14 protein-coding genes are annotated in these 15,517 nt (G+C 46.0%); 9 read left to right on the forward strand and 5 right to left on the reverse strand.

The genetic code is table 11. The annotated features are described in order from the left end of the window. Positions 1 to 55: 55 nt before the first annotated feature. Complete coding sequence (locus AC1DCV_RS27015; protein WP_477026102.1) at positions 56 to 1,315, forward strand: NRAMP family divalent metal transporter; 1,260 nt, start codon at positions 56 to 58, stop codon at positions 1,313 to 1,315. Between the two features lie 2 nt (positions 1,316 to 1,317). Here AC1DCV_RS27015 and AC1DCV_RS27020 read toward each other — a convergent pair whose 3' ends face one another. The 3 genes from AC1DCV_RS27020 to AC1DCV_RS27030 form a co-directional block, all read right to left on the reverse strand. Next, positions 1,318 to 2,634, reverse strand: coding sequence for a metal-dependent hydrolase family protein (locus AC1DCV_RS27020; protein ID WP_477026103.1), 1,317 nt, complete (start codon positions 2,632 to 2,634; stop codon positions 1,318 to 1,320). Between the two features lie 320 nt (positions 2,635 to 2,954). Continuing rightward, on the reverse strand, positions 2,955 to 3,791 hold the full coding sequence (locus tag AC1DCV_RS27025) for a formylglycine-generating enzyme family protein (RefSeq protein WP_477026104.1): 837 nt from the start codon (positions 3,789 to 3,791) through the stop codon (positions 2,955 to 2,957). Continuing rightward, positions 3,769 to 4,509, reverse strand: a complete 741-nt coding sequence (locus tag AC1DCV_RS27030; RefSeq protein ID WP_477026105.1) for a hypothetical protein — start codon at positions 4,507 to 4,509, stop codon at positions 3,769 to 3,771. The genes AC1DCV_RS27025 and AC1DCV_RS27030 overlap by 23 nt, the downstream gene beginning before the upstream one ends. 310 nt (positions 4,510 to 4,819) lie before the next feature. On the opposite strand from AC1DCV_RS27030, the gene AC1DCV_RS27035 reads away from it, so the two are divergent. The 3 genes from AC1DCV_RS27035 (at position 4,820) to AC1DCV_RS27045 (ending at position 9,318) form a co-directional block, all read left to right on the forward strand. Continuing rightward, a complete protein-coding gene (locus AC1DCV_RS27035) occupies positions 4,820 to 6,736 on the forward strand; it encodes an ATP-binding protein (protein WP_477026106.1) in 1,917 nt (638 codons plus the stop codon). Positions 6,737 to 6,739: 3 nt separating this feature from the next. Further along, positions 6,740 to 8,641, forward strand: a complete 1,902-nt coding sequence (locus AC1DCV_RS27040) for an ATP-binding protein (protein ID WP_477026107.1) — start codon at positions 6,740 to 6,742, stop codon at positions 8,639 to 8,641. Between the two features lie 107 nt (positions 8,642 to 8,748). After that, entirely contained in the window at positions 8,749 to 9,318 is a 570-nt protein-coding gene (locus AC1DCV_RS27045; protein ID WP_477026108.1) for a hypothetical protein, read from the forward strand. Here the strand turns inward: AC1DCV_RS27045 and AC1DCV_RS27050 are convergent. Together AC1DCV_RS27050 and AC1DCV_RS27055 are read right to left on the reverse strand one after the other, a co-directional pair. After that, complete coding sequence (locus tag AC1DCV_RS27050; RefSeq protein WP_477026109.1) at positions 9,311 to 9,469, reverse strand: hypothetical protein; 159 nt, start codon at positions 9,467 to 9,469, stop codon at positions 9,311 to 9,313. The two genes, AC1DCV_RS27045 and AC1DCV_RS27050, sit on opposite strands and share 8 nt — an antisense overlap. 15 nt (positions 9,470 to 9,484) lie before the next feature. Next, the gene (locus tag AC1DCV_RS27055) at positions 9,485 to 10,321 is read right to left on the reverse strand and encodes a phosphatase PAP2 family protein (protein WP_477026110.1); all 837 of its coding nucleotides are present in this window, start codon (positions 10,319 to 10,321) and stop codon (positions 9,485 to 9,487) included. 93 nt (positions 10,322 to 10,414) lie between these two features. Between AC1DCV_RS27055 and AC1DCV_RS27060 the strand changes: the two genes are divergently transcribed. From AC1DCV_RS27060 to AC1DCV_RS27080, 5 genes are all read left to right on the forward strand, one after another. Further along, the gene (locus AC1DCV_RS27060) at positions 10,415 to 11,170 is read left to right on the forward strand and encodes an MBL fold metallo-hydrolase (protein ID WP_477026111.1); all 756 of its coding nucleotides are present in this window, start codon (positions 10,415 to 10,417) and stop codon (positions 11,168 to 11,170) included. A gap of 227 nt (positions 11,171 to 11,397) precedes the next feature. Further along, the gene (locus AC1DCV_RS27065) at positions 11,398 to 11,886 is read left to right on the forward strand and encodes a DUF5946 family protein (protein WP_477026112.1); all 489 of its coding nucleotides are present in this window, start codon (positions 11,398 to 11,400) and stop codon (positions 11,884 to 11,886) included. 40 nt (positions 11,887 to 11,926) lie between these two features. Further along, complete coding sequence (locus tag AC1DCV_RS27070) at positions 11,927 to 12,649, forward strand: DUF92 domain-containing protein (RefSeq protein ID WP_477026113.1); 723 nt, start codon at positions 11,927 to 11,929, stop codon at positions 12,647 to 12,649. Between the two features lie 100 nt (positions 12,650 to 12,749). Continuing rightward, positions 12,750 to 13,049 (forward strand): DUF4262 domain-containing protein, encoded by a 300-nt coding sequence (locus AC1DCV_RS27075; RefSeq protein WP_477026281.1) that lies wholly within the window; start codon positions 12,750 to 12,752, stop codon positions 13,047 to 13,049. A 175-nt stretch (positions 13,050 to 13,224) separates the two neighbouring features. Then, positions 13,225 to 15,330 (forward strand): alpha-L-fucosidase, encoded by a 2,106-nt coding sequence (locus AC1DCV_RS27080; protein WP_477026114.1) that lies wholly within the window; start codon positions 13,225 to 13,227, stop codon positions 15,328 to 15,330. Positions 15,331 to 15,517 lie beyond the last annotated feature (187 nt).

The raw sequence follows: 15,517 nt of genomic DNA on the forward strand, positions 1-15,517 counted from the left end.
CCGATTCTGCAAATTTTGGTTTAACTTACTGTCTACCCATTAATTCCGATAATTCATGCCTACATCTGCATCCGAAAATAAGCTCGCCGTTTTCTTTAAGAAATTAGGCCCCGGATTAATCACAGGTGCCAGCGATGATGACCCTTCCGGCATAGCTACTTATTCGCAGGCAGGGGCACAGTTTGGATTAACCACGCTGTGGACATCCCTGTTGACTTTCCCATTAATGGCCGGTGTGCAGGGCATGTGTGCCCGCATAGGATTGGTGACCTGCCAGGGATTAACAGTGACGTTAAAAAAATACTATCCCCGGCCGGTATTATATATCATGTTGTTGTTCAGCTTTCCGGCCATTACGCTTAATCTGGGCGCCGATATTCAGGGCATGGGGGCGGTATGTCATATGATCTTTCCGGCTATACCGGTATCCGTTTTTTGTGTAGCCGTTACGGCTATCATGATGTATGTAATCATCCGGTACTCCTATCAGAAGATTGCCAGGATATTGAAGTGGCTTTGTATGTCGCTGCTGTTGTATATCATTGTGCCTTTTATGATAAAGCAGGATTGGGGGGCCGTGGCGAGGAATACCTTCATTCCCACTATCGGGTATAATAAAGATTTTTTCTCCATTATCGTGGCTATTTTAGGCACCACTATTTCGCCTTATCTTTTTTTCTGGCAAACGACTATGGAGGCAGAAGATATGGCACATAGCACCAAAGGTATTGTGGTGGATAAAGCAGTATTAAGTGATATGAAGACAGATGTGAACACCGGTATGTTGTTTTCCAATATCGTGATGTTTTTTATTATCCTCACTACCGGTAGTGTATTGTTTCCTGCCGGGGTAACACAAATAGATACAGTAGATCAGGCCGCGAAGGCGCTGCAGCCACTGGCAGGGAAACTGACTTATCTCATTTTTGCCACGGGGGTACTGGGCACGGGCTTACTGGCCATACCAGTGCTGGCAGGTTCGCAATCGTATATGCTGGCAGAAACATTGGGCTGGCAGGCCGGACTGGACAAGAAATTTTCACAGGCGAAGCCATTCTATATTTCCATCATCGTTTCGCTGATTGTGGGGTTGTCGCTCGATTTTCTGGATGTGAGTCCTATTAAGGCATTGCTGTACACGGCCATAGCTTATGGTTTAACGGCTCCGGTCATGATTGCCATGATCATGCACATCGGCAACAATAAAAAGATCATGAGGGAATTCACAAACTCTAAGTTTTCGAATTTGTTGGGTGCGCTGACGCTTATTTTAATGACGGCAGCAGCAGTGGCGATGATCTGGTTTTTATTTTGATGTTACGGTGTGGGTAGTATGTTTTTAAAGACGGTACCGTCTTTAATGACGAGTAGCAGATTTTTTTCCGGATCTCCCAACAGTTCAATATTTTGTAAGGGGTCTCCATCTACGAGCAACATGTCTGCATAAGCGCCTTCTTCCAGCACACCCAGTTTGCCGGGATATGGATTCCTGGCGCCGGAAAGGGCCAGCAGTTGTGCATTATCATAGGTGATCATCTTCAGGATTTCAAAATTGCTAAACCAGGATTTCAGCTTGATAATATTGGCGTTCTGGTTTTTAGTACCGGCAGGATTAAAGAGGAGATCTGTTCCCCAGGCCAGTTTTACCTTATATTTTTTCGCCCATTGGTATACATTGGCAGTGCCTTCCCCGACTTTCTTGCTGTCGGCTGCCTGTTGAGGATCGCTATAAGTATTTGTTTGTCCGTCGAATGGTTGCATGCTCAGCCAGATACCTTTGTCAGCCAGCATTTTTACACATTCTTCATCCATGAGGTGTCCATGATCAATACATTTTACACCGGCAGCTACCGCCCGTTTTACGCCTTCCGTAGTATATACATGTACGGTTACATAGGTGCCGAAATCACCGGCCGCCTGCACTGCAGCTTTCATTTCTTCCACAGAATATTGCGTAGCCTCCAGTGGATCATAAGATGACGCCACACCGCCACCTGCTGCCAGCTTTATCTGCGTAGCCCCGTGTTTTAGTTGTTCGCGGGTAGCCACCAATACTTCCTGGTAGCCATCTGCAATGATGCCCACTCCCAATGCTTCCGGGCGGGCAACAGTATTGGATGACATCCGCGGAGGGTCACTGATGAGGTTAAAGTCACCATGACCAGAAGTCTGAGAAATCATAGCCCCACTCGGATAAATCCTGGGGCCAGGTTGTATGCCCATATCAATGGCTCTTTTAATCCCGAATACAGGACCGGCCAGATCCCGGACGGACGTGAATCCCCTCAGCAACGTACGCTCTGATTCTTTGGCGGCGCGGATAAAAAGGAAGCTCTGTTCCCCCATCATCATATCCATCATGGTATTGGCACACATAAACGCATGCCAGTGCGCATCTATCATACCCGGCATGAGAAACTTATGTCGCCCGTCAATGATCGTTACGAACATGCTTTTATTGGTAGGAATAGGCTCCCGGGAGATTTTAGTGATTAAACGATCCGTGACCAGCACATTCACATTTTCCGTTTTGTTTTCCTTGCCGTTGAATAACTGTACATTGTTGATCAGGAGCTGCTTTTGAGCCACCATGGACAGCGGGCTTAGTAATAGCAGGAGAAATACCTTTTTCATGACGGACATTTCTTTTATATAAACTCCCAACGTTGTATTTTGTTCTTTTGAGCAAAAAAAAATGTGAACAGCCGGTCTTTCCCCGGAAAATGTATCTTACGGAAACATGCCGGGAAATAATCCACGTAAAATTTCTTCACAGCAATAAAAGATAATGATTCACCGATCAATGGCCATGCTGACAGGTTGCTGTTGTCAATGGCTACCGTTGCACAACAACGTATTCCCGTAGGCGTTATGCCCAATACTTTTCCGATGTTACCGCCCGCGTACAGGCCTGAGCGTGAGAGATAGTATCCCCGACTGTTGGGAAAGTACAGCTATTGTACTGCACTTTTTTTCACTACCCTGAATCCCTGGTTGCTGAATGACGCCCGCTTATTCACCCGGCCAATATCGGCAGAATTGAAAAAAGAACAGGCTGCCTTACTGCACCACCAGGAGCCGCCACGGGCATGTGCTACGGTAGGACTTTCATTGGGGAGTACCTTACCGGAACAGAATTCAAATACATTACCATACATATCATACAGTCCCCACGCATTTGGCTGAAAGCTGCCGGTGGGTGAGGTATACATATAACCGTCTGAACTGTCGGCCTGCAAATGGTCTTGTCCATGCCAGATATTGGCGTAGCGGCCGATCTGGGCATTGGTGGCGCCGAAAAAATAATCGGTGGCAGTGCCTGCGCGGGAAGCTATTTCCCATTCCTCCAGGGTAGGCAGTCTTACCCCGGCCCATTCGCAATAGGCCAGGGCATCTTTATAACTGATGGTGGTGACCGGGTGATCCATTTTATTTTCAATACCACCAATACTAATGCCATTGGGGAAACGCCAGAAAGCGGTGCTGTCGTTATGCCACTCAAATTCCCGCAGCCCCGGAACAAACACGAGGGCATCATGCCGTTGCTCTGCATCTGTTATATAGCCGGTAGCCGCCACAAATGCGGCAAATTGCCGGTTGGTGGTTTCGCAGGCGGCGATATAAAAAGAGTCAGTGTTCAGCTGCCGCCGCGGATTCAGCGTATGTTGTTTTTTGCCGATCCAATAGTGCCCTTTGGGCACCAGCACATAGCCGCATTTGTCCTGCGCCAGCCCAGCATGAACGCTGATCAGCAGCAGGAGTACACTACTAACCTTTTTTAGGAAGTGCATTATAAAAATTGTTGGCCCGCTGTATGATCAGCTCTTCATTGGCGGTGTTGAAATTGAGAAAAGCATGATAGCTGCTGTCTCCGTCTGCATATAATTTTTTATAGGAAGCAGAAGTCAGGAAAGGTGTGTACTCATTGTTTTTCATCAGGATCATTAACAGGGTAAGAATGTCTTTGTCTTTATGATCCCTGTTATAAGTGTTGATCAGCAAAGGAATCATTTCCCTGCCATTGATTTCAATAATAGCTTTTTTATAATTCACGCCTACACGGTTGCTTCTGCCAATAGATTCGATCATCAACGCCATCACGGAGTCGCGGTTGGCATGGAGAAAATTCAGTTGACGCTCACTCCAGCTATATTCACCGAATGCATCCGGGAGCTGCGCAAAGATTTTTTTCTCAGCATCCATCACGGGTGGCATGGCATCGCAGTTCTGGCTATACGATTCCGCGTTAATCATATGATAGGTAAACTTCTCCCGTAGGGATAATGTCAGGTAGTCTTTCTGCTTGAGCACCATGTTTTCATCGTTGCCCTCTATTTTTTTTATCATCATTAATACCTTCTCCAGCCCATATGGCGGCCTGGTTATTTTTTCACGGTATTCCTGGTAGGCAACGGTTTCTTTACTGGGTTCCTGGTACACCTCTGCTTCCTGTGCAAAGCTGCTATTACAGGCGGCTATTAAAACAAGGATGGCTACAATTCTTTTCATGATATCGGAAAGTTTGCGGGAAGATAAAACAGTGGGGAGGAATTGCCAAACAATTCCATTGAGCCCCCAAGGGAGGATCTCATATCTGAATAATATTTCTTATATTCAGGAGCAATTGACGTTAAGCGAACGTTAATCACAGGATATTAAGAAAAATAAAAACATTATCGGATTATACACTATTATCTTTCAACATACTATTGAAAAACATATCCAACGGGCTCTCCGGGGAATAAACCGTTTAAGCATACCATTCATGCTGCTCACTAATAATAGTGATAGTCATTGTTCACCAAACACGCAGGTATTTATGATCATTCAGGCAATCAAACCGATGAAGGCCGTGTGGAGAGGTTTCGGATTGATCTGCTTTCTATGTTATGCAGGTTTACTGCATGCCCGGGATATATCGGTGGACAGTATGCGTTATGTGGATAAGTTGAATCATCAGGCAATTTTAGCGCAACAAAAAAAGCTGGATACTACATTTTTCTACGCCAGGCAGGCCAGGGAAATTGCTACCCGGCTGGATTATACAAAAGGGAAGGCAGATGCATGGCAGACGCTCGGTAACTATTATGGGGAGAATAATAACCACTATTTGTCTATTCGTTATTACATGGATGCTTTGCAGGCCTATGAAAAATTGAACGATAGCATCGGAATAGGCCAGATATATGTTTGTATCAGTGCATATTATCAGCAGTCAGGTCAGCACCCATCTGCAGTGGATTACGCCGGCAGAGCGATGGCGATAGGACATCGCTTCGGGAATGACAGTGTGTATGCGCTGGCATTAATGCATTATGCCAGCGTAAACAGGAACGATCCACAAAAGGCGGATTCCGTTCGCTGGGCAGTAACAACCGCCCGTAATATCTTCACCCGGCACGCTGATCAGCCAGCCCTTCTTCAGCTGGACTTACTGGACATAAAAGATTTGCTCCGGAAGAAGGATACCGCTGCCGCTGAAACCAATTTGTCGTCATTGATTGCCTTTGCTTCAGGGAATGGTTACAACTATACCGGCATGAATGCCTGCCACCTGATGGCTACTGCCAGGGCCGCCAGCCACCAGGCCGATTCCATTCAATATCTCTCACAGATGGTTACCTTATCTGAAAGAGGAGGTTATCAGGTCAGCATGCTGCCTTATGTTATCCAGTTATTTGATTGGTACACAAAAGCCGGTAAACCTGATAGCGCTGCACACTACAGTGGCATACTGCTGGACATCCTGGAGAAAAGAACCGCCATTAAATCTGATGGTGAAATGGATTATCTCTCCTTTTATACCCAGCAACATGATATACATTCCTTACAACTGAAACGTGCTATCCAGGAGAAATTGTTATATAAACAGCAACTGGAAACCAGGGGACGACTGTACCTGGCAGGATTTCTTTCCATATTACTGGTGCTGGCTACACTCACAGGCTGGTACTTTTTCCGGGCATATAAAAAGATGAAAAGAAATGCCGGTTTCCTCGCTGCAAAGAACCAGGAAATGCAGGCGAAAAATAAGCTACTGCAGGAACATGACGATTTCAAAAATAAGCTGGTGTCTGTGGTGGCACATGATTTCAGAGCCCCGCTGAGCAACATCATTAATATCGCCGTTTTTCTGAAAGAAGAAGTGTTAACCACAGAAGAAGCCACCGGGTGGATGATAGAGGTGGAACGTACTGCCGGATATACCCTGCAGATCTTTGATAATATACTGGCCTGGATCAGCTCTCAGTCCTCCGGGTTTGTGTATACGCCGGAAGCCTGTAAACCGGCAGACATGATCCCCGAAGTAATTCAATATATGGAAAGTCTTATCCGTGGTAAACAGTTGCAGATTGACATCAGCATTCCTGATACCGCAGCTGTTTGGGCAAACCGGGAGATGTTACAGTTCGTGCATCGTAACTTCATTCATAATGCTGTCAGGTTTTCTCCGGTGAAAGGAATACTACGTATCAGCAGCAACACAGACATGGACCATATGACCTTATCGGTGGCAGACCAGGGGCCTGGTATACCGGAAGATATTTTGCCATACCTGTTTGAATATAGTAACCAGAGACACACAGGTGAGCAGCAGGGTGCAGGACTGGCGTTGATCATTTGCCGTGACTTTATTTATAAGATGAATGGAGAAATAAAAGCCGGCAATCTCTCCGAAGGAGGAGCCTTGCTTTCTTATACGTTGCTCCTGGTAAAACCTCCTCAATTGCAATAAAGAATGATACCACAAGGCTTAAAATATCTGTTATATAGCATAGCTGCTTTTGCCAGCTGGCAAACAACGCTTGCCCAAACGGATAACTTTAGGAGGTTGCATGAAAAACTGCACCGGGCAAAAGACAGCAGTGAGTATGTACAAACATTGAATAATCTGGCCTTTTACCACCACCGGAACAACCTGGATAGCTGTTTCTGGTATGTCACCCAGGCGCTGGAAATATCCCTGCGCCGGCATGATGAAAAAGGACAATCTTTTGCGTATACAAACTTTGCCTTGTTTTATACAAGAAAGCGAAATACGAAACTGGCCATCATTTATAATTACAAGGCATTACAGGTAGATGAAGCACTGCGTGATTCCGGAAGCATCGGCACCGATTTCAGTAACCTCGCACTCGCTTACAGGGCTGAAGGGAACCTTGGTAAAGCGCAGGAATACGAACAGCAGTCATTACTACTGTGCAAACGGTTTCTTAAACCGGATGAGTATGCCGTGAACCTGATTAATTACCTTGAATACTACTGGGGAAATCCGGCGAAAAGCGATTCTGTTAAATGGGCGTTGAAAGAGTTACGCAGCATTGCTGCTAAAAATCCATATGGTATGGAATGGTACGAGGCCAGGTTGTTTGAAACCATGACCACGATAAAAAATAGACCTTTCGCACAAACGGAAAAACGGATCAATGAACTCGCAGAGGAAGCATATAAAAAAGGATTGCCGGATGAATCCCTTACTGCGTATGATCATTTAAAAGGTGATGTTATGCAACAAGGATATAAAGTAGATTCGATTGCATATGCGGAAAAAATTTTCCTGCTGGCAAAAGAAATAGGCGATAATGAAGCCATCATGGACGAGGTACCCAATTTATACGCTCATTATTTACCCCAGAAGGACTGGAGAAGAATGGCACTTTATGGGGCATCGATCCGACAGTTGGCCACATTCGAACAATCGGAAGCAGGTAAACTTCCTGTGGTAGACTATATCAGTTATTTCCTGAAAGAACAGCAAATGCAGGAACTGCAAATTACCAACCAGCTGCAGCAACAAGCCATTATACAAAGTGATTTGCAGAGAACCAGCCATCGGTGGTTGCTGATATTTTTATTATCCCTGCTGATACTATTACTTATTTTTACAGCTATTTACTGTTTATCCTATTATGCTTCCCGTCAGTATGCCGTAGCCCTGGCGACATTGAATGCCGGTATCACGGAAAAGAATACACGATTACAGGCAGGGGATGATTTTAAGAACCGGTTGTTATCATTGATAGCACAGGACTTTCGGACCCCCATAAAAGATATCATCGAAACTGCGGCGTTATGGCAACGCGGTACACATGATCGTAAGGCGCTGTTGGACAGTATTGTGCGGGTAGAGCAGGATTCCCGCGTCACCCTGGATAATTTTGACGGCATCCTGCGGTGGATAAAATCGCAGTTTTCTGACTTCGTGTTTCATCCTGTGGCCTGTGACATCACAGAGATGCTTCCGAAAGTAACAGATAGCATGCAGGCCGATGTGGATAATAAAGGACTCAGCATCGACATACACGTTCCATTAGCAACGGCAGTAGCTGCCGATCCTGATATGCTGCAGTTTGTACATCGTACCCTGCTGCGACAAATCATAGCCCTTACCGGTCATGGAGGTACCATCCGGATCAAAGCAGAACAACAGGATGGAGAAACAATTGTTTGGATGGAAGGCCACCCCGTTACTGTTACCCCGGCACTGCTGTGTTTATTGGATCTGCCACAACCGGAAGATAAACTGATGCTGGTGACGGGTGGAGATTTTATGACTAAAATGAACGGTAGCCTGCAGGTAAAGGCAGTAGCTCCGGATACGTTTGCGTTTGTTTATACCCTGCCATCTCAGGACACATAATTTTTTAACATAACGTTTTGAACCAGGCCGATATCGTGTTGTTATCATGATACCACTTAACCCTTCGTGCTGCATTGTTTATTTGTTAACATTTAAATTTTGCCATCATGAAAAAGGTAATCATGTTAATTGCTTTCTCTATCGCAGCGTGTTCCCTTTACGCGCAAACCAGCGGCCCCGCAGTCAGTCATAAAGAAATGCGTAAGGAGCGTCATGCACAAAAAGTTACGTTAAAAGCATTGAAAGGAAAGGATATCAGTTCGTTCTCCCAGCAGCAGTTTGCCGTGGACTTCGGTAATGTAACGGACGTTAGCTGGACAAGAGAAGCGTATTTCGATAAAGCTACTTTTGTTAATGCAAAAGGGGTGGAAATGTCTGCCTACTATGATAACGATGCACAGCTGGTGGGGACTACTTCACATGCGTCGTTCAATGATTTGCCGGCGGCCGGACAAAAAGAAATCAGGAAACATTTTTCGAATTATGAACAGGCACCAGTTATTTTCTTTGACGATAACGAAGACAATGAAACAGATATGATCCTTTATGGGATGCAGTTTGATGATGCGGATAATTATTTCATAGAGTTGATTGATAAAAAAGGAAGACCAGCCGCATACAAGGTAGATATGAGTGGAAATGTGGCGTTTTTTGCAGATATGCGTCAGCTTAAATAGTGAATGTACAGGGGCCGGTAAGAATAGCCAGTAACGGCCCCTGTAAACGCTTTATTTTTCCCCACGCTGGTGATTCTTGATCTTTTCCCATGCCTCTCTTGTGATGGCCACCAGTCGCCAGGTGATACAGGTTTTGCCATCGCCACTCCATTCCTCTTTTTAAATATTATAAGCTCACCGCTAATAGCTTCATGGCTTTTTTGTGTTCCAGTTCCCGTTGATGTCTGAAAATGCTTTTGGTTACAAAATGCCCCAATGCCAGGCCTACCCATACATCACTGCTCCAGTGCCGGTTTTCATATAGCCTGGTGGCGCCGGTGAGTCCTGCAATGCCGTAGGCGACCCAGGGTACCCAGGGATGATCTTTTCCATATAGTTCCGCCATGGCAGTAGCTACTGTCATTACCGTAAGACTATGCCCGGAAGGGAAAGAAGTATGTTGTTTATCATTGGTGAAGGGCGGCTCAAAGCCGAAGGGGGAATCGTAGTAAGTAGGACGGCCTCTTCTTATAACGCTTTTGATAGTAGCATAGATGACGGTGGAGATGATCAGCGATTTGGCTGCCATCAGGCTCCCATGTTCCAGGTTACGATCGTGGGTGATCACACCGGCTACATACATGCCGGCTACCAGGTAGGGGGAGTACGCGTTGCCGAAAGGTTCTATCTGATCGGTAACGCTGGTCACGAAATTGGATTGGTGGTGTACAAAAAACTGTTTTACACCATAATCACCTGCGAGCAGGATACCGGCAACACCGCCAACAACGCCCAGCCGGATATAATCCCGTTTCTCCCAGTGCGCAGGCCTGGCTACGGTATACTTCAGGTCCTGCCAGATACTGCCCAGGTAAGCTCCGTTGATACGGTACCGTATGAGCGTATCAGCAGATCGGATGGTGGTAACGGCGCTGTCCGGAGTAACGGTAGCACTACTGTCAGATTGGGCACATGTGCGGCCAGCCAGGAAGATTAGTAGAAGAATAGTAAGCCCTGATCTCATCGATATAAATGCGTTTACAGTAGCAACGAATGTAGCATTTTATTAAAAAAGAAGGATAAACGGGGTATCTTTAGTAACTACAATCAACTTTTTATGAAAATCAGTTTTCTTTCCTTATGCTTCCTTTTTGCGGCTGCTATGGTGTCTGCACAACGGGTGAAGCCAGACGTTATTCCCGCTGCCAATGGCCAGCTGACCATTCAGCCCATTGAGCATGCCAGTTTCGTGTTACAGGCTGGTAAAACAACTATCTACGTGGATCCGACCGGTGGTGCGGACAAGTATACCGGGCTGACAGCGCCGGATATTATCCTGGTTACCGATATACATGGCGACCACTTTGACGCAGCTTCTATTGCAACGGTGAAAACAGCGAAAACGATCATCATTGTACCGCAGGTGGTGGCAGATAAAATGTCCGCTGCGGATAAAGCTCAGGTGATTGTGCTGAAAAACGGTGATAAAAAATCATTGTCCGGTATTGGTGTAGCCGCTATTCCAATGTATAACATCCCGGAAAGTGCTACTGCCATGCATACCAAAGGCAGAGGTAATGGATATGTACTGAACTACGGCAAAAAGAATATCTATATCTCCGGCGATACCCAGGGCATTCCGGAAATGCGTAGCCTGAAAAATATCGATATTGCTTTTGTATGTATGAATCTGCCTTATACGATGGACGTTCCGGAAGCTGCCGATGCAGTACTGGCTTTCGCACCTAAAATAGTATATCCTTATCACTACCGTGGTAAAGATGGTTTTAGTGATGTGAATAAATTCAAAAGCCTGGTAGATGCAGGTAATAAAGGAATTGACGTGAGATTGAGAGATTGGTACGTTAAGTAAGCAAAAAGCTGAAGGCAGTAAGCAAAAAAGCTATTGAAGCGAATGATTACGGTATAGAATAATTCGCTTCAAGGGGAACATCCGTTTCCGCTCAGGTGGGTTTTTAGGGAATGATGATGCCCTGATTACCGAGTTAAGTACCATGATTCGTCTAGTACAGGAATAACGTTCGTGCTGGTGTAAAAATCGTTAAATTTAAGTTTTACACCAGCACTAACTCAGCAGCTATGACAGCAAATAAAATCATTTGCCCCGGTTGTCATCTGCATCTTGCAGATGAACAACTGGCCCCTTCCGACCGCTATAATGCATCCGGTGAATGCCTGGACCTCTTCAATCAGCTTTCTGCCCGTACGTTTGCCCTTGAACATCCGGACTTCCACCACCAGCTGTCAGTAGATGCGTATAGTGCCCAGCACGCCGGCGGCGTGGCCAAAGGTATGACCACCGCTTACGCCCTGATAGGGCTATATCTGGCACTGGAACTGCAATATACCGGCCGCCAGGTGCAACATGTACACAGCATCATCCCCAAACAACACTGGGAACCGATATCGCCTCCGGGACAGGCCGCCGCCATTACCGTGCAGGAAGTACTACGGGCAAACACCAACGAAGACCTCTACGCCGCTATCCGTAAATGGGCCAAATCCGTTTGGAATAGCTGGGCCCTGCAGCATGAATGGGTAAAAGAAAAAGCAGCCCCCTATATTTAAAAAACAGGAATGAGATATTTGTATAGTTTTGCGCTTCAATATGCAACTATCCTTTTCATTCGAACTGTTAGGTGTGGTGATGGGGATCATCGCTGTCGCCGTCATTTGTGTTAAAGCCGGCAAACTCACCATACCGGCAGCAGGCATGGCTGCCCTGGTCGGTCTGTTGACAGCCCTGGGCGCGGGCTATGGCGGCCTCGCATTGCTGGGCACCTTTTTTATCCTCGGTGTAAAAGCCACTTCTCATAAAAAACAACTGAAAGCTGTTGCTGAGGATCCTCATCCCCGGCAACGTACCGCCGCGCAGGTATTTGCCAACGGTGGCGTGGCGGCTATCATGGGCCTGCTGGCCCTGCTGTACCCGGCATATGCTACGGTCTTTATACTTATGCTGGCGGCCAGTCTGGCTTCGGCTACCGCAGATACACTGTCGTCCGAACTGGGCATGGTGTACGGTCGTAACTTTTATAATATCCTCAGTTTTAAAAAGGAACCCAAAGGACTGGATGGCGTTATCAGTTTGGAAGGCACGCTGCTGGGCGCCGCAGGTGCCTTGTTGATTGCGTTGATATACGGTGCTTTCTTCGGAATGGATAGCCGTATATTGGTAGTGTTAATAGCAGGTGTGGTGGGTAACCTGGTAGATTCTTTGCTGGGTGCTACGTTGGAGCGTCAGCGTTATATAGGAAATGATGCGGTGAATTTTTTGAATACGCTGCTGGCGGCGTTGGTAGGGTGGGGGATGTATCAGGTATGTGGATAAGTATACTGGAGAGGTAACATTTTATTAATTTAAAAATAATCCATTGAACGTGGACCACTGTGATCACGATCCTATTCCACAGGAAAAAATTCAGCGTAACATGGAACAATACGGCTGCTACATTATACAGGTGAAACCAGATGGTTTCCTGCCGGGATTCGCTTATACCATCGGCCTTTATCAAAAATTTAATCATCCCGAAATTATATGTTTTGGCTTATCATTAGACCTGTTGGGGAGTGTTTTAAATGATGCCTGCGAGCTGATAAAAAATGGGCAATCATTACAGGTAGGGGTCCATTACGATGATTTTATAGCAGATTTTTCTATACAGTTTCTGACTGTTGACAAATCATTTTACCCAAACTATTGGGGTATAGCAAATAGCGTGTTTTCGTGATTTTTCATATCAATATCTTTTTTTGAGCTCTTCTATAGCCAATTTTTTTCCTGGTTTCGCCTGACCAGATGACATCAATACAGGCTAATACTTTGTATAACGACTAATCTTGTTGGTTGCGCCATAACAGACGCCGCCAGCGGGAAACCGTCCAACTTTTAAAACATTTTTTTGAATGAAAAGAACCTGTATTTTTTTAGGATTGCTGGCATTGTCCACTAACCTTTTCAGCCAGTCGGCGCCAAAGCCTTATGGTGTGTTGCCTACCGCTGCCCAACTGAAATGGCATGAAATGGAAATGTATTGCCTGATCCATTTCGGCGCTAATACCTACCTGGACCACGAATGGGGTTATGGTGATGAAGATCCCAACCTGGTGAATCCTGTACAGTTTGATGCCAGGCAAATTGTGGGCGCCGCCAAAGCCGGTGGATTCAAAGGTATTGTTGTAGTAGCCAAACACCATGACGGGTTATGCCTGTGGCCTACCAAAACCACTACCCATAATATCTCCCAAAGCAAATGGAAAAATGGTAAAGGAGATATCATCAGAGAATACCAGTTGGCCTGTGCGCAACTTGGCTTGAAACTGGGTCTTTACTGCTCTCCCTGGGATAGAAATAACGCTGCATACGGCAAGCCGGAATACCTGGATATTTACCGCAGACAACTGAAGGAACTATATAGCAACTATGGTCCCTTGTTCACCTCCTGGCATGATGGTGCTAATGGCGGCAGCGGATATTACGGCGGCGCCAATGAAACCCGCAATATTGACCGCAGCACCTATTACGACTGGGATTCTACCTGGAACATTACCCGCACCATGCAACCCGATGCCGTTATTTTCGGTGATGTGGGCCCCGGTTCCCGTTGGGTAGGTAATGAAGACGGACATGCCGGCACCACCTGCTGGGCTACCTATACGCCCGAAGCGCCTGAGGAAGGAAAGCGACCCGCTAACGGCTTTGTGAAATCAGAATTGGGTACAACAGGTACCCGCAATGGCAAATACTGGATCCCGGCAGAATGTGATGTGGCCATCAGGCCAGGATGGTTTTATCATGAATCGCAAAATGCACAGGTCTTCACTTCTTCCCAGTTGCTGGACCTCTACTATGAAAGTGTTGGCCACGGCGCTTCACTGGATCTGGGCTTGTCGCCCGACCAGAGAGGCTTGCTGAATGATATCGATGTGGCTTCCTTAAAAGGTTTTGGTGAACTGCTCCGCAAAACTTTTGCTGTAAACTTCGCAAAAGGTGCTACGCTGAAAGCAAGTAACATCCGGGGCAATAATGCCGCGAAATTCGGTCCGCAGCTGTTACTGGATGCCGATCGTTATTCTTACTGGGCTACAGACGATGCCGTGACTACGGCCGACTTAACACTGGACCTGCACGGCAACAAAACATTTAATGTGATCCGTCTCCGGGAAAATATTAAACTGGGTCAGCGTATTGATTCTGTAGGTATCGATATTATGGATAACGGCGCATGGAAAGCCATTGCATCCGCTACCAGCATTGGAGCTAACCGGTTAATACGCCTGGATAAAAATGTGACGGCTGCTAAAGTACGAGTACGTGTATACGCTCCAGTTAGTATTGCACTGAGTGATGTGGGATTGTATAAAGAACCTGTTCACATCAAAGCGCCAATCATTAAAAGAGAAAAGTCAGGTATGGTAAGCATCGTTGGTGTACAGTCTGCCGATCCTGTTTACTACACCGTGGATGGTAGCAATCCAACATTGCAATCTCCGGTATACAAACAACCTTTTCTCTTCGCTGATGGCGGTACGATCAAAGCCAGAAGTGGCAGCAAAGTTTTAATGGGAGACATTAAAACTGCGATCTACGGTATTGGCAAAAAAGGATGGAAAGTGATAGAGGCGCCGGCGGACAGCCAGGCCGACAATGTAGTGGATGAAGATGAAAGCACAAACTGGAATACATTAACGCCGGAACTCTCCGGAAAAATTCCGGTAGATGTAGCCATAGATATGGGCGAAGCACATCTTATTAAAGCCTTTACCTATTTACCGCGGCAGGATAGAAAGGATGAAGGCCTGATTGGCAAATATGCTTTTTATGTGAGCCAGAATGGCCGCGACTGGGAAAAGGCAAGGGCAGGCGATTTTCATAATATAGAGGCCAACCCGGTACAACAACTGGTGATCCTCGATCATCCGCTGAAAGCAAGATATTTTAAGTTTTCTGCATTGCATATTAATAATGGCAATGGAGTAATGGTGGCAGAACTGGGAATTATTACACGATAAAGTATACAGAAAGAATTACGAATTACGGATTTGCAGGTAGATGTTCTAACACGGGTTGTCCGCTGTTTATCTCCCCACAAATCCGTAATTCGTAATTTTTTTATACCTGTTTCAGGTAGATAGGATTCCTGATGTAGCCACTGGTTTATTTTGAAAGCCCCCCCTCAGTTGATACGTTACTGTTAAT

The sequence above is a fragment of the Chitinophaga sp. 10T418 genome, from assembly GCF_056394125.1.